This is a genomic window from Caulobacter sp. ErkDOM-C (assembly GCF_048541825.1).
Lineage (GTDB): Bacteria > Pseudomonadota > Alphaproteobacteria > Caulobacterales > Caulobacteraceae > Caulobacter.
On the sequence record NZ_CP183332.1, the window covers coordinates 1382634 to 1397355 of the forward strand.

The following is a 14722-nucleotide window of genomic DNA, read 5'->3' on the forward strand; positions in this document are numbered from 1 at the left end:
AGATTACCCCGCGCGGCGCTCGTGCCGACTCGGAGCCAGGGCACATGAACGGTCAGACTGAATGGGCGGAGCTGTTCCTGTCGTCCAACGGGCGTCTGTCGCGCACGCCGTTCCTGATCGCCGCCGCGGTGCTGATCGGCTTCACGGTGATCTATGAGGCCATAGCGGGCTATACTCTGCACTGGTTGACCGGCTGGCTGGTCTATCCGGCCCTGCTGTTCTCGGGCGCCTGCGTCCTGTCCAAGCGCTTTCATGACCGCGGCCGGTCGGGCTGGTTCGCCGCCCTGATCCTGGTGGCCGTTGTGGCCGTGTGGCCGCAGCCCGAGCACTTCCTCGACTTCGTGTTCTCGATCGCCATCCTGTGGGCGATCGTCGAGCTGGGCGTCATGGGCAGCGAGCAGGGGGCCAACCGCTACGGACCCAGCCCGCTGAAGAGCACAGTCTCGATCTAGACCGGCGCTGTCGCGTCCTCCACCGGCCCAAACACCCGCTGGAAGCTGGCCTTGAGGGCCGCGTCGGCCTCCTCCATGGTCACCGGCAGGCCCAGATCGACCAGGCTGGTGACGCCGTGCTTGGTCTGGCCGCAGGGCACGATGCCCGAGAAGTGGCCAAGGTCGGGCTCCACGTTCAGGCTGATGCCGTGAAAGCTGACCCACTTGCGCAGCTTCACCCCGATGGCGGCGATCTTGTCCTCGCGCGACCAGCCCGCGCCCCGGCGTTCGACCCAGACGCCGACCCGGCCTTCGCGCATCTCGCCGACCACATTGAAGGCGGCCAGGGCGTCGACGATCCAGGCCTCCAGCGCCTCGACGAAGGCGCGTATGTCACGGCCGCGCCTGGTCATGTCCAGCATCACATAGGCCACCCGCTGGCCGGGCCCGTGATAGGTGTACTGGCCGCCGCGCCCGCTCTCGAACACAGGGAAGCGGTCGGGCTCGATCAGGTCCGCGCCCTTGGCCGATATGCCGGCGGTGTAGAGCGGCGGATGCTCCAGCAGCCAGACCAGCTCGCCCGCCGTGCCCTCGGCGATGGCGGCAGCGCGCGCCTCCATGGCGGCAACGGCTGCCGGGTAGGGGACATAATCGGTCGAAACCGCCCAGCCCACGGGCGCGCCGTCGCTGCGCCCCCGAAGCGGGTTTCCTTTATTTTCAAGGCTTAACGGGCGATCAAGCATACGGCCCTATTCTTGCAATCTCGATGCCGCGACCAAGAATGGTCGAGAGTCGATTTTAGGGGCCTTAGTTCGTGAGCCAGGTCAACGCCGTCAATGTCGAGATCTCCGTTCTTTTGGGGCGCTCGATCCTACCCATGCAGCAGCTGCTGCGCATGGGCCGCGGCGCGGTGATCCCGCTGGACGCGAAGACCAATGACGAGGTCTGGATCCTGGCCAACAACCACCCCATCGCCCGGGGCGAGATCCAGATCAGCGACGATCGCATCGCCATTCAGGTGACGCGCGCCGCCGACGTCTACGACTATATGGCCGGCGGCGTCTGACGCTCGCCAGTTAGTTCGCTTTCAACGAACTCAGCCCTTTCCAAACCAGATTCAGTTTGCTACCAGCCGCCCCTCACCACGTGCGGTCGTGGCGGAATTGGTAGACGCGCAGCGTTGAGGTCGCTGTGCCCGAAAGGGCGTGGAAGTTCGAGTCTTCTCGACCGCACCAGGTGAGATCTAGATCTAGAGCGTGCTTGGCGAAATCGGTTTCCGACTCGCTGGGCGCGCTCTAATCGTTTCTGGGCTTGGCTTTCCCTGGGGAAGCGAGCCTCGCCGGCATTCGGAACACGCCAGGCCCTTAGAGCTCAGGAGGCCCCCATGACCCGGGACATCGCCGAACTGACCGACGACGCGCTGGACAAGGCTCCGTTCCCCAAGGGCGCCCTTCCCGAGGATCTTGAAGACCTCGCCCTCGGCGACGACTACGCGCTCAATCCCGAATATGTCGAGATGGTGATCGACGCCGCCGACAGCGGCAATACTGAGCGCCTGCGCGAGCTGGTCGGGGCCCTGGAGCCCGCCGACGTCGCCGACCTGATGGGCTTTCTGTCCTCGGCCTATCGCGAAGAGGTCATTCCGCTCCTCGATCCCGAGGCGCTGGGCGAGATCATCTCGGAGATGGACGAGAATCTTCGCGAGGAGATCCTTGAGGCCACGCCCTCGGTGGCCCTGGCCCGCGCGCTGGAAGAACTCGACACCGACGACGCTGCCGACGTCATCGACGACCTGGACGACACCAAGCGCTATCAGGTGCTGGCCGCCATGGGCGAGATCGATCGCGCCGCGATCGAGACCACCCTGTCCTACGAGGACGAGACCGCCGGCCGCCTGATGCAGCGCGAGTTCCTGGCGGCGCCCGAGTTCTGGACCGCTGGCCACACCATCGACCACGTGCGCGAGTCCGGCGACTCGCTGCCCGAGCTGTTCTTCGACGTCTATGTGGTGGACCCCACCTACAAGCCCGTCGGCGCCATTCCGATCAGCCTGTTGCTGCGCAGCCGTCGCGAGACGCGGCTTGCCGACCTGATGGAGGCGGTGACCGAAATCCAGGTCGAGATGGGTCAGGAAGAGGTCGCCTACATTTTCGACAAGTATCACCTGATCAGCGCCCCGGTCGTCGACCCGGGCGGCCGGCTGGTGGGACAGATCACGGTCGACGACATCGTCGAGGTCATCCGCGAAGAGGCCGAGGCGGATATCCTGGCCCTGGCCGGCGTGTCGGACGCCGGTCGCGACGCCACCGTGATCGATATCGTCCGCGCGCGCCTGCCGTGGCTGCTGCTGAACCTGGTCACCGCGAGCATTGCCGTCAGCGGCGTTGCCGTGTTCCAGGAAGAGATTGCCCAACTGGTGGCCCTGGCCATCCTGATGCCTATTGTCTCGTCCCTGGGCGGCAATGCAGGCACCCAAAGCCTGGCCGTGGCCGTGCGCGCCCTGGCCAGCAAGGAGCTGACCACAGCCAATGCTCGCCGGATCGTGCTGCGCGAGGTTTCCGTGGGGCTGGTCAATGGCCTGTGTCTTGCCCTGGTGATGGGCGTAGCCACCTATCTGGTCTTCGGCCCGGAGGATCAGCACGGCAAGCTGGCGATCATTGTGGGTCTGGCCCTGGTGACCAACATCTTCACGGCCGCCGTCGGCGGTATCCTGGCGCCCCTGGCCCTGGAGAAGATGGGACGGGATCCGGCGGTGTCGTCGTCGATCTTCGTGACCTTCCTCACGGATTTCACGGGATTTTTCGCGGTCCTGCTGATCGCGGCCCTGCTGCTCCACTAAAAAATTGGTTCGCCCGTCACGGGAACACCCAAACCGGCCCCTATCTTGCCGGGAGAGAGACGAACGCAACTGCGTCTGTCTCAAACTGGGTCATTCTCCGCGATGAAACCGCGTCATCAGGTCTCCCGCGCCGCCGTCGATCTCATCAAGAGATTCGAAGGCTACCGGATGAAAGCCGCTCAGCTCCCCGATGGGCGCTGGACGATCGGTTACGGCCATACCCTCACCGCGCGCGGTGGGGCGACCGTTTCGGAAAAAGACGCCGAGGCCCTGCTCCTCTACGATCTGATCTCGGTGGCCCATGCAGTCAACGAACAGACCTATTCGCCGCTGAACCAGAACCAGTTCGATGCGCTGGTCTGCTTTGCCTTCAATATCGGGCTCGACAACTTCGTCCGCTCCGGCGTCCTTCGCCGGATCAACGAGGGCTCGCTGCTGCAGGCCGCCTGCGCGATGGAGATGTGGCGCAAGGCCGACTTCGAGGGCGAGCGGATCGTCATCGACGCCCTGGTCCGTCGCCGCTCGGCCGAGAAGGCGTTGTTCCTGACGCCGGCCGATGGTGTGTGGATCGCCGCGCCCAGCCCGATGCTGCGGCCCAAGGTCGACTACGACGCCAGCTGCTCGGTGCCCAAGCAGACGCCGGCCGCGGTCATGGCCCGCTTTGAAGGCGACCGCGCCGTGGTCGAACGCGAGGATGGCGCGCCACTGGCGATCGTCATGCCCGACGAGGAAGGCCCGACCGCCAGTGAACAGGCCGCCGCCGCCGTCAGCGCGCGTCTTGAAGCGATCCTGGCCGACAAGCCTGCGCCGGTCGCCGCTCCGGTGACCCCCGTCGTCGTTCGAGACGACCTGGTGCTGCCCGAACCGCCCGTTCCGGCCGCAGCGCCGCCGGCAGCGGTTCTCTACGAGGATTTCGAAGAGACCGTCAGCGCGCCGTTCCGCCTGACCCCGGAGCCCGTCGCCCAGGTCGCGCCGCAACCGATCGCCCCGGTCGTTGATTTCACACCACCGAGGCCGGCTCCTGTCGTCGAGCCCACCCTGTTCGAGACCGCCACCCGGACCTCGCCCTCGGTGTTCAATCTGGACGGCTTCTCGACCAGCGAAGACGTGGCCCTCAGCGCGCTGGACGTGCCGTTCGCCGAGTCGGAAGCGCCCCGTTTCGGCAATCTCAGCCTGCTGGTCAGCCTGGGCGTGTTGGGTCTGGCGATGTTCGGCGGCGGGGTCCTGTGGATCCTCACCGTCGCCTCGGGTCCGGGCTTCTCGCAGATCAAGATGTTCGGCTATGGCGCCAGCATGATCGGCGCGATCTGCTTCGTGGTTTCGGCCTATCTGCTGCTTCGCAAGCTGGCGGGTCCCGACGAGGGCGACCAAGACTAATCCCGGCTGAAAAGCTGGTGAGCATGAACGCCCGTGGGTCTCGTTGATCCGCGGGCGTTTGTGCTATGCGAGTGCGCATGATGACAAATTCCGCACCCTCGATGGACTTCGCGCTGGGCGAAACGGCCGACGCGATCCGAGACACCACCGCCCGCTTCGCGGCCGACAAGATCATGCCGATCGCGGCCCGGATCGATGAAACCAACGAATTCCCGCGGGAACTGTGGGTCCCGATGGGCGACCTTGGCCTGCACGGCATCACCGTCGAGGAAGAGTTCGGCGGCCTGGGCCTGGGCTATCTCGAGCACGTCATCGCCATGGAGGAGATCTCCCGGGCCTCGGCCTCGGTAGGCCTGTCCTATGGGGCCCACTCCAATCTGTGCGTAAACCAGATCCGCCGCTGGGGCACGACCGAGCAGAAGAACCGCTATCTGCCCAAACTGATCAGCGGCGAGCATGTCGGCTCTCTGGCCATGAGTGAGGCCGGTTCGGGCTCTGACGTGGTCTCGATGAAGCTGCGCGCCGAGCTGAAGGGCGACCGCTACGTGCTGAACGGCACGAAGTTCTGGATCACCAACGCGCCGCACGCCGACACCCTGGTAGTCTATGCCAAGACCAGTGATCGCGGCATCACTGCCTTCCTGATCGAGAAGGGCATGAAGGGCTTCAGCGTCAGCAAGAAGCTCGACAAGATGGGCATGCGCGGCTCCGATACGGCCGAGCTGGTGTTCGAGGACTGCGAGGTCCCGGAAGAGAACGTCATGGGTCCGGTCGGCGGCGGCGTGGGCGTGCTGATGAGCGGCCTGGACTACGAGCGCGCAGTGCTGGCCGCCGGGCCCCTGGGTCTGATGCAGGCCTGTCTGGACGTGGTCCTGCCGTATGTCCGCGAACGCAAGCAGTTTGGCCAGGCCATCGGTTCGTTCCAGCTGATGCAGGGCAAGGTCGCCGACATGTATGTCGCCCTGAACTCGGCCCGGGCCTATGTCTATGCCGTGGCCAAGGCGTGCGACGCCGGCAAGACCACGCGCTTTGACGCCGCCGGCGCGATTCTGCTGGCCTCTGAGAACGCCGTGCAAACCTGCCTTGAGGCGATCCAGGCCTTGGGCGGGGCCGGCTATACCAAGGAATGGCCGGTCGAGCGGTTCCTGCGCGACGCCAAGCTGTACGACATCGGCGCGGGCACCAACGAGATCCGCCGCTTCCTGATCGGTCGCGAACTGGTCGGCGGCTGACCTGAAGGCATGAAAAAGGGCCGTTCCGGTTGCCCGGAACGGCCCTCCATCGTCGTGACCGCAGTGCGCGGCGTGACTGAAACCTCGGAGCGATTCAACGCCTCTAGGCGGATACCTCGATCTTCAGGCTCCAGGTCACGATACGCGACCTCGGTTGGAGACAATGAGACACTGGTCACCTCCTTTCAGATGTTGAACGACACAAGGGGAGTATGAGCGCGAATTTCGCGAAGAGGGAAGTGGCTATTCTCGCGACCGCTTGACGCAGCCTTGCCGTCTGAAATCAGGACGCCAGCAGCTTCAGGCCCACAACAACCGCCGCCCAGAACAGCAGTGTCGCGCCGATCATTATCGGGCGGGGCAAGTAAAGCCTGTGAGAGTGGGGCGGCATCATCCCCGCCGCATCCTTGCGGCGATCAACGACCATCGTGAGCTTGACGGGTCGAGGCATGGATCGGAGTCCTTCCCAAAGGTCTCTCTGTCGGAGACCTGCCTTACGTATAGAGTGAATCGCGCATTAACAAAGACGTTAACGAGGGCTGCGCTGTCTCTGGCGCGCGCCAATTGTCGCACCCGAAGTGAAGGCCAAGCCAATGCCTGTCTGGAACCCCGATATCTACGCCCTGTATAGGAGCTACCGGGAACGACCCGCGCTTGATCTTTTGACGGCGCTGCCCCGTGATCTTGATCCGATGCAGATCTGGGACCTGGGCTGCGGCGCGGGCGAGCAGGCCGCGCTGCTGGCGGCGCGACACCCCGCTGCGACGGTGCACGGTCTGGATTCAAGTCCCCAGATGCTGGAGCGGGCGAGGGGGCTTTCCACCCGGGTGGACTGGGTACTGGGCGATATCGCCAGCTTCGCGCCCGATCACCCGGTCGATCTGCTGTTCACCAACGCTGCCCTGCAGTGGGTCGACGACCATGCCGTCCTGTTTCCGCGCCTGGCGAACGCCTTGGCGCCGCGCGGCGTGCTGGCCTGCCAGATGCCGCTGGTGACGGATGTCGCCTGGCGAAAGACCCTGGGCGAGATCGCCGCGACCGGTCCTTGGGCCCGGCGGCTGGCCGGCGTCGAGGGTGTGCGGCCTTCCCACGATGCGCGCGACTACTACGCCTGGCTGGCGCCGCTGTGTCCCGAGATCGATATCTGGACGACCACCTATCTGCACGCGCTGCACGGCCAGGATCCGATCGTCGACTGGACGATGGGGACGACGCTTTTGCCCTATCTGGACGCCCTGACCGACGCTGAGGAGAAGGCGGCGTTCCTGGACGCCTGGCGGGCGCGGCTGGCGCGCGACTACCCGCGCCGCGAGGACGGCGTGACACTGTTTCCGTTCACCCGGATGTTCATCCTCGCCCGGCGGGACTGAGCGCCGCGCGGGCGCGCTCGGCCAGGCTGGGGCGGCGGCGCAGGTCGGTGACTGGCCTGTCCAGCCCGTCGAGGGCGATGCCGGCTGCGATCTTGCCGGCTGCAACGGCCGGCGCAAAGGCCCGCCAGTCCCGGATATCGATCTTGTCCAGTTTGGGCGTGATCAACACGTCGGAGGCTTCGCGGCTGGCGGCCAGGTCGCGGCCTGTCGAAACGGTCGCGGCGCGCATCAACAGGGCCACGATAGGAGGTCCCTTGCGCCACTCGCCCGACCAGAACCACTTCCACAGGGACGGCGGCGCGACCACGTCCTCGTCGGTGATGCTGCGGCCGCGCGTGACGTCCACACCGACGATGGGGCCCAGCTGAAAGGCGCGCATGACGTCGGCGGGGAAGTTCTTCATCACCGCGCCATCGACCAGCACGGCGCCGTTCTCACACACCGGGGGCAGGACGCCGGGCAGGGAGATCGAGGCGCGCAGGGCGTCATGCAGCCGCCCGCGCCGGTGCAGGTGATAGGCGCCCGATGTCAGGTTCGAGGAGACGCAGAAGAACGGCAGCCACAGATCGCTGATCTGGACGTTGCCAAAGTGCTCCTCCAGCCGCGCCTTGACCTTGTCGCCGCGGGTCATGGCGATCATCGGGAAGGCAATGTCGTCGAGGGGGCTGGAGTTGACGAAGGCCTGGCGAATGCGGGTTTCCATCTCGCCATCGTCCCAGCCCATGGCCAGGCCTGCCGCGATCACCGCGCCCATCGAGGCGCCGCCGACGAAGTCGATGGGAATGCCGCGCTCGCGCAGGGCTTCAATGGCGCCGATATGGGCATAGGCCCGCGCGCCGCCGCCCGACAGCACCAGGCCAACCGATTGCCCGGTCAGCACCCTAGCCAGACGTTGCACGTCGGCCATGCCGTTCTCGCGCAGATGGAACAGGCGCGCCGCCTTGGTGGCCTCCATCCAGGCCTCCGAGCCCTGGGGCTGCTTGAGGCTGCTCGATTGCAGCAGGATCAGATCGACCAGCCGCTGGGCCTGCAAGGGTCCGGAGGCGTAGGACGGAATAGAGTCAGGTGGCGTTCGTTCTCCGCGTCCAATGCGGAACAGCCGGTCGACCTGGCGGCCCACCACATGCTTCCACTGGGTCTCGTCGGCCTCGGCCACATAGAGAACGAAGTCGTGCTCGCGCTCGACATTGCTGAACCACTCGGTCGGCGCCAACTGCGACTCGGCGCCCTCGACTGTCACGGAATAGCCCAGGGCTTCCATGCAGCGCGCCAGCCGCTCCACGACGGGCCGGATCGCCTGACCGGGTTCGACGGCGATGAAGCCGAAGACCGACGGATCGCCTATCGCTGCGTGGGTCTGGGCCTGGCGGGCGCGACGGATCATCAACCGCGACAGTTCCAGCATCACCGTCGGGTCGTTCTCTGCCGCCTCGAAGAAGTCGGCGCGGGGCAGGGCCAGCACCTCGCTGTCCCTCAGCGCCACAAGGTTGGCCGAATGCGGGGTGCCGCCGATCAGGGCCATTTCGCCGGCCGGTTCGCCGGGGCGGATCACCCCCAGGAACTGAGGCTCCTGGCCTTCCTCACGCCGAAAGGCGCCCAGGCGGCCGGTGCGCAGGAAATACAGTTGGTCGGCTTCCTCACCCGGGGCATACAGCGTCGCGCCGCCAGGCAGAGAGAACCACGACACCACCCCATCGCGCCGCTCACGGGCGAACAGGCGCGCCAGGGCTGAGTCGTTGAAGGCGTCCAGAGTCGTTCCCACGACGGGACGCTAGCTTGAATGGCAAGGCTTGACCATCGCGGTGCGATCGGTCCGACTGTCGCACCCTGGCCAGGACCGTTGGCGGAGGGTTTTCGCGGATTACTGCTGGGCGAGAGGCGAAAACTGCCGCCTTTCCGGTTTTGAAGTAAAAGGCTATGCCGCTCACATGCCGAAGCTGAACTCCGTTATCGATCCGTCCGGCGAGACCTTCGCCCGCAACGCCGCCCACAATCGCGGCCTTGTCGAAGAGCTGCGCCAGAGGGTGGCCACGGCCGCCCTGGGCGGTTCCGAAGCGACCCGCCAGCGCCATGTGGCGCGCGGCAAGCTGTTGCCGCGCCAGCGTGTCGAGCGGCTGCTCGACCCGGGTTCGCCGTTCCTCGAGATCGGTCAGCTGGCGGCCTGCGATCTCTATGATGGCGAGGCGCCCGGCGCCGGCGTGATCATCGGCATCGGCCGGGTGTCGGGCCGCGAGGTGATGATCGTCGCCAATGACGCGACGGTGAAGGGCGGCGCCTATTTCCCGATAACGGTGAAGAAGCACCTGCGCGCCCAGGAGATCGCGGCGCAGAACCGGCTGCCCTGCGTCTATCTGGTCGACAGTGGCGGTGCGAACCTGCCCCACCAGGCCGAGGTGTTCCCCGACCGAGACCACTTTGGCCGCATCTTCTTCAACCAGGCCAAGATGAGCGCGGCGGGCATCGCCCAGATCGCCTGCGTCATGGGCTCGTGTACTGCCGGCGGCGCCTATGTGCCGGCGATGAGCGACGAGACCGTCATCGTCCGCGACCAGGGCACCATCTTTCTCGCCGGCCCGCCGCTGGTGAAGGCCGCCACGGGTGAGATCATTTCGGCCGAGGAACTGGGCGGGGCCGACACCCATGGCCGCCGTTCTGGCGTCGTCGACCACGTGGCCAATGATGATGAACATGCGCTGGAGATCGTCCGCTCGATCGTCGCCAATCTGAACACCACCAAGCCCGCCGAACTGGTCATCACCGAGACCCGGGCGCCGCTGTTCGACGCCGAGGACCTTTACGGCATCGTCCCGACCGACGTTCGGGCGCCCTATGACGTCCGCGAGGTCATCGCCCGCATCGTCGACGGCAGCGAATTCGACGAGTTCAAGGCGCTGTACGGCACGACCCTGGTCTGTGGCTTCGCCCGCATCTGGGGGCAGCCTGTGGCCATCCTGGCCAATAACGGCGTGCTGTTCAGCGAGAGCGCCGTCAAGGGTGCGCACTTCATAGAACTGGCCTGCAAGCGCAAGATTCCATTGGTCTTTCTGCAGAACATCTCGGGCTTCATGGTCGGCGGCAAGTACGAGGCCGGCGGCATCGCCAAGGACGGCGCCAAGCTGGTCACGGCGGTCGCCTGCGCGGAGGTGCCCAAGTTCACCGTGCTGATCGGCGGCAGCTTCGGGGCTGGCAATTACGGCATGTGCGGCCGGGCCTATAGCCCGCGTTTCCTGTTCACCTGGCCCAACAGTCGCATCTCGGTCATGGGCGGCGAGCAGGCCGCCAGCGTGCTGGCCACGGTCCACCGCGACGCCGCCAAGTGGTCCGACGAAGAGGCCGAAGCCTTCAAGGCCCCGATCCGCCAGAAGTACGAGGATGAAGGCAATCCCTACCACGCCACCGCGCGCCTCTGGGACGACGGCATCATTGATCCTGCGCAAACCCGCGACGTCCTGGGTCTGGCCATATCGGCCAGCCTCAACGCCCCGATTCCGGAGACGACGTTCGGCGTCTTCAGGATGTAGCCATGACCGCCGCGCCGCATCTTCGTCTGCGTCCCTGGGCCGAGGCGCTGTTCCCCGCCTGGGACGCGCTGAACCGTGATCCACGGGTTGCCCAGTGGCTGGGCGGCGCGATGAGCGTCGCGCAGAGCCGAGCCACGTTCGATCGCGTGGCCTCGGGCCTGGCCGACAACGGCTGGGGGATCTGGGCGGTGCTGGATGAAGCCGGCGAGGCTGTGGGCGCGGCGGGCCTGCATGTCTTGGACGGCGAGTTCGGGGTCGAGGGCGTCGAGGCCATGTGGCGTCTGAGGTCCGACGCCGTGGGGCGGGGTCTGGCCTCTGGCGTCATGCCGGCGATCCTCGCCGACGGCTTCGCACGTCTGGCCGTCGACGAGATCGTGGCCTTTACGGCCCGCTCGAACGTTCGGTCCCAGGCGGTCATGCGGCGGCTGGGTTTCCTGCGCGATGAGCGCCGGGATTTCGATCATCCGGGCCTGTCTCAGGACCACCCGCTGCGACCGCATCTGATGTACTGTCTGCCCAGAATTCAGGAAGGCCCAGACCGATGACCAACCCTATCGCCGATCCGATTGTCGAAGTTCCCGACACCGACGCCGTGAGCCCGCTGGTTCATCTGGAAAGCACGCCCGAGGGGGCGGTGACCGTCTGGATTAATCGGCCCGAAAAGAAGAACGCCTTCGACGCGGCCACCATCGCGGCCCTGCGCGAGGCGTTCGAGACCCTGCACGGCGCCGAGGGCGTGCGGGTCGTGTTCCTGCGTGGCATGGGCGGGGCGTTCAGCGCCGGCGCCGACCTGACCTGGATGGCCGACGCGGTCGACTGGAGCGAGGACGACAACCGTCTCGACGCTCTGGAGCTGGCCCACATGCTCAAGGCCCTGCACGACGTGCCGGCCCTGACCGTGGCCCTGGTCGAAGGCCCGGCGTTCGGCGGCGGCGCCGGTCTGGTCGCGGCCTGCGATCACGCCATGGCCACGGCGGACGCCACCTTCAGCTTCTCGGAGGTCAAGTTGGGCCTGACCCCCGCGACCATCAGCCCCTATGTCATCGCGGCCCTGGGCCCGCGCACGGCCAAGCTGCTGTTCGCAACGGGCCGGGTGTTTGATGCTGACGCGGCCTGGAGCTACGGCCTGGTCGATGAAGTGTTCGACGATGTCGCCGGTCTTGAGGTGGCGCGCGACGCCCTGATCGAGGAAATGGTTGCCTGCGCCCCTGGAGCGATCGGCGACGCCAAGGCGCTGGTCAATGATTTTGCTGATCAGAAAATCGACAAGGGCCTGATCGAGGAGTCCGCCAAGCGCATCGCGCGCCGTCGCGTGTCCGAAGAGGGGCAAGAGGGCGTGCGAGCCTTCCTGGCGCGTCGCAAGCCGTCCTGGACGGAATAGACTGAACTCGAACTGACCCCGCTCCTCTTCACTCTTTCCCAGATCTAGGTCCTTTCCCTCCCGTGATCTCTTCCGTCCTCATCGCCAACCGGGGTGAAATCGCCCGTCGGATCATCCGCACCGCCAAGGAACTGGGGGTGGCGACGATCGCCGTCTATTCCGAGGCCGACGCTGACGCGCCGTTCGTGATGGAGGCCGACAGCGCCATCCTGATCGGCGCGGCCCCGGCGCGGGAGAGCTATCTGGTTCCGGAAAAGATCCTTGCGGCCGCCCGGCAGATGGGGGCCGAGGCGATCCATCCCGGCTATGGTTTCCTGTCCGAGAACGCCGACTTTGCCCAGGCGGTGCTGGACGCCGGCCTGGTCTGGATCGGTCCCCCGCCCAGCGCCATCCGCGCCATGGGCCTGAAGGACGCCGCCAAGAAGCTCATGATCGCAGCAGGCGTACCCACCACGCCGGGCTATCTGGGCGATGACCAGTCCGTTGAGCGCCTGGCCAAGGAAGCGGCCATCATCGGTTACCCCGTGCTGATCAAGGCGGTGGCCGGCGGCGGTGGCAAGGGTATGCGCAAGGTGCTGGCGGCGGCGGACTTCGCTGAAGCCCTGGCCTCATGCCAGCGCGAGGCGGCGGCCAGTTTTGGCGACCAGCGCGTGCTGCTGGAGAAATATGTCACCCGCCCGCGCCATATCGAGGTGCAGGTCTTTGGCGACAGCCACGGCAATGTCGTCCACCTGTTCGAGCGCGACTGCTCGCTGCAGCGCCGCCATCAGAAGGTCATCGAGGAGGCCCCAGCCCCCGGCATGGACGAAGCGACGCGTCAGGCCGTCTGCGCCGCTGCGGTCAAGGCCGCCAAGGCCGTGAACTATGTCGGGGCCGGCACGGTCGAGTTCATCGCCGACGCCAGCGAGGGCCTGCGCGCCGACCGGATCTGGTTCATGGAGATGAACACCCGGCTGCAGGTCGAGCACCCGGTCACCGAGATGGTCACCGGCCAGGATCTGGTCGAGTGGCAACTTCGTGTCGCGTCGGGCGAGCCCCTGCCGCTGGAGCAGGACGAGATCGAACTCGACGGCTGGGCCATGGAAGCCCGTCTTTACGCCGAGAACCCGGTCACCGGCTTCCTGCCCAGCACCGGCAAGCTGAAGCATTTCCGCCTGCCCGAGGGCGACGTGCGCGTCGACAGCGCGGTGGAGGAGGGCGGTGAGGTCACGCCGTTCTACGATCCGATGATCGCCAAGCTGATCGCCCATGGCGTCGACCGCGAGGACGCCGCCCATCGCCTGGCCGAAGCTTGCGCCTTGGTCGAGGTCTGGCCGGTCAAGACCAACGCCGCCTTCCTGGCCAAGTGCGCCAGTCATCCCGATTTTGTTGAAGGCCGGATCGATACGGGCTTCATCGAGGCGCATCTGCATGAACTGGTTGAGCGCACCTTCACCGACGCCCCGACCCTGGCCGCCATCGGCCAGCATCTGGAAAGCTTCATGGACGCCGATCAGCCCAAGGCTGATCCGTTCGTCAGCGCGCCATCGCGTTTGCTGGGCTTTCGCCTGAACGCGCCCCGCGCGGCCATGGACCTGCCGATGAGCATCGACGGCCGCAAGGTTCCGTTGCGCGTCGCCCTGGCCGGTGGCCGCGGTGATGACTGGTCCTGGGACATCACCGTTGAGGACGGCCGGGCGCTGGACGATGTCGATGTCCTGCCTGGCGCGCACGGCGATGGCCCGCTGCGGGTGTTCGAGGGCGGCGACGTCCAGGAGTTCGACTTCAGCTTCCAGGGCGGCGGCGCCCACGCGGCGGCTTCCGATGGCGCAATCCTGTCGCCGATGCCGGGCAAGATCGTCTCGGTCGCCGTCGAGGCGGGCCAGAGCGTCGTCAAGGGCCAGACCCTGCTGACGCTTGAAGCCATGAAGATGGAGCACGCCCTGGCTGCGCCGTTCGACGGCGTCGTCGCCGAGCTGTCGGCCGTGGCCGGCGGTCAGGTCAGCGAGGGCGTGGTGTTGGCGAGGCTGGAACCGGCGGCCTGAACCGCGCTATCACCCGCCCATGCCCCTGCACATCATCAAGCTGGTCGTCGGTTGCGACACGATCGAAGACCTGCTCGCCTGGCACAAGACCGGCGAGCCGTGGATCATGCACACCCGCATGACGCCCAAGCGCGTCGACGAGGTGCTGGACGGCGGCTCGCTCTATCGCGTGTTCAAGGGCCAGGCCCTGTGCCGCCAGAAGATCCTGGCCATCGACACGGTGGGTGAGGGCGCGGCCAAGCGCTGCGAGGTGACGGTCGATCCGCCGATCATCCGCGTGGTTCCGCAGCCCAGGCGGGCCTTCCAGGGCTGGCGCTACCTGCCGGCCGAGGATGCGCCGGCCGATCTGACGGAAAGCGAGGCCGCGGACATGCCTCTGGATCTGGCCCGTCAGCTCCGTGAACTGGGCGCCTGGTAGATTTTAGCGCGATCGTTAGCGAAAAAACAACCTAAAGGCGCGCAATCTGCTTGCAGAGACATAGAGGGCAAGTCGATGAGGGCGTTGTACGCAGTGATCGGCGTGGGTCTGATGTTCGTCAGTCTGGTG

At 66.3% G+C, this 14722-nt stretch carries 14 protein-coding genes, 1 tRNA gene and 1 pseudogene; 12 read left to right on the forward strand and 4 right to left on the reverse strand.

From position 1 onward, the window contains the following. Positions 1–44: 44 nt before the first annotated feature. Positions 45–452 carry a DUF805 domain-containing protein gene (locus ACN2C8_RS06755; RefSeq protein WP_419255080.1) on the forward strand — a complete coding sequence of 136 codons (408 nt, stop codon included), beginning with the start codon at positions 45–47 and terminating at the stop codon, positions 450–452. On the opposite strand, the gene lipB is transcribed toward ACN2C8_RS06755, so the two are convergent. Next, positions 449–1174: a lipoyl(octanoyl) transferase LipB gene (gene lipB, locus ACN2C8_RS06760; RefSeq protein WP_419255081.1), complete on the reverse strand. Its 726-nt coding sequence runs from the start codon at positions 1172–1174 to the stop codon at positions 449–451. The genes ACN2C8_RS06755 and lipB overlap by 4 nt on opposite strands. A gap of 71 nt (positions 1175–1245) precedes the next feature. Here lipB and ACN2C8_RS06765 point away from each other — a divergent pair, with 71 nt between their 5' ends. The 5 genes from ACN2C8_RS06765 (at position 1246) to ACN2C8_RS06785 (ending at position 5879) form a co-directional block, all read left to right on the forward strand. After that, the gene (locus tag ACN2C8_RS06765; RefSeq protein WP_007670373.1) at positions 1246–1497 is read left to right on the forward strand and encodes a FliM/FliN family flagellar motor switch protein; all 252 of its coding nucleotides are present in this window, start codon (positions 1246–1248) and stop codon (positions 1495–1497) included. 82 nt (positions 1498–1579) lie between these two features. Continuing rightward, positions 1580–1666 (forward strand) — tRNA-Leu (locus ACN2C8_RS06770). Positions 1667–1815: 149 nt separating this feature from the next. Next, positions 1816–3270 (forward strand): magnesium transporter, encoded by a 1455-nt coding sequence (gene mgtE / locus ACN2C8_RS06775; RefSeq protein ID WP_419255082.1) that lies wholly within the window; start codon positions 1816–1818, stop codon positions 3268–3270. Positions 3271–3372: 102 nt separating this feature from the next. After that, on the forward strand, positions 3373–4647 hold the full coding sequence (spmX, locus tag ACN2C8_RS06780) for a lysozyme-family localization factor SpmX (RefSeq protein ID WP_419255083.1): 1275 nt from the start codon (positions 3373–3375) through the stop codon (positions 4645–4647). Between the two features lie 77 nt (positions 4648–4724). After that, a complete protein-coding gene (locus ACN2C8_RS06785) occupies positions 4725–5879 on the forward strand; it encodes an isovaleryl-CoA dehydrogenase (RefSeq protein WP_419255084.1) in 1155 nt (384 codons plus the stop codon). A 103-nt stretch (positions 5880–5982) separates the two neighbouring features. On the opposite strand, the pseudogene ACN2C8_RS06790 reads toward ACN2C8_RS06785, so the two are convergent. Together ACN2C8_RS06790 and ACN2C8_RS06795 are read right to left on the reverse strand one after the other, a co-directional pair. Next, positions 5983–6068, reverse strand: a pseudogene (locus tag ACN2C8_RS06790) (hypothetical protein). Between the two features lie 94 nt (positions 6069–6162). Further along, a complete protein-coding gene (locus ACN2C8_RS06795) occupies positions 6163–6330 on the reverse strand; it encodes a hypothetical protein (protein WP_419255085.1) in 168 nt (55 codons plus the stop codon). A 142-nt stretch (positions 6331–6472) separates the two neighbouring features. Between ACN2C8_RS06795 and ACN2C8_RS06800 the strand changes: the two genes are divergently transcribed. Then, positions 6473–7249: a methyltransferase domain-containing protein gene (locus ACN2C8_RS06800; protein ID WP_419255086.1), complete on the forward strand. Its 777-nt coding sequence runs from the start codon at positions 6473–6475 to the stop codon at positions 7247–7249. Here the strand turns inward: ACN2C8_RS06800 and ACN2C8_RS06805 are convergent. Continuing rightward, complete coding sequence (locus ACN2C8_RS06805) at positions 7227–8999, reverse strand: patatin-like phospholipase family protein (protein ID WP_419255830.1); 1773 nt, start codon at positions 8997–8999, stop codon at positions 7227–7229. The two genes, ACN2C8_RS06800 and ACN2C8_RS06805, sit on opposite strands and share 23 nt — an antisense overlap. A 178-nt stretch (positions 9000–9177) precedes the next feature. On the opposite strand from ACN2C8_RS06805, the gene ACN2C8_RS06810 reads away from it, so the two are divergent. From ACN2C8_RS06810 to ACN2C8_RS06830, 5 genes are all read left to right on the forward strand, one after another. Next, a complete protein-coding gene (locus ACN2C8_RS06810; RefSeq protein WP_419255087.1) occupies positions 9178–10770 on the forward strand; it encodes a carboxyl transferase domain-containing protein in 1593 nt (530 codons plus the stop codon). Positions 10771–10772: 2 nt separating this feature from the next. Continuing rightward, complete coding sequence (locus ACN2C8_RS06815; protein ID WP_419255088.1) at positions 10773–11315, forward strand: GNAT family N-acetyltransferase; 543 nt, start codon at positions 10773–10775, stop codon at positions 11313–11315. Then, a complete protein-coding gene (locus tag ACN2C8_RS06820) occupies positions 11312–12151 on the forward strand; it encodes an enoyl-CoA hydratase-related protein (protein WP_419255089.1) in 840 nt (279 codons plus the stop codon). Before ACN2C8_RS06815 ends, ACN2C8_RS06820 begins: the two co-directional genes overlap by 4 nt. Positions 12152–12213: 62 nt before the next feature. Then, complete coding sequence (locus ACN2C8_RS06825) at positions 12214–14175, forward strand: acetyl/propionyl/methylcrotonyl-CoA carboxylase subunit alpha (RefSeq protein ID WP_419255090.1); 1962 nt, start codon at positions 12214–12216, stop codon at positions 14173–14175. 19 nt (positions 14176–14194) lie between these two features. Beyond that, the gene (locus ACN2C8_RS06830) at positions 14195–14593 is read left to right on the forward strand and encodes a DUF1489 family protein (protein WP_419255091.1); all 399 of its coding nucleotides are present in this window, start codon (positions 14195–14197) and stop codon (positions 14591–14593) included. The last annotated feature ends 129 nt before the right edge of the window (positions 14594–14722 follow it).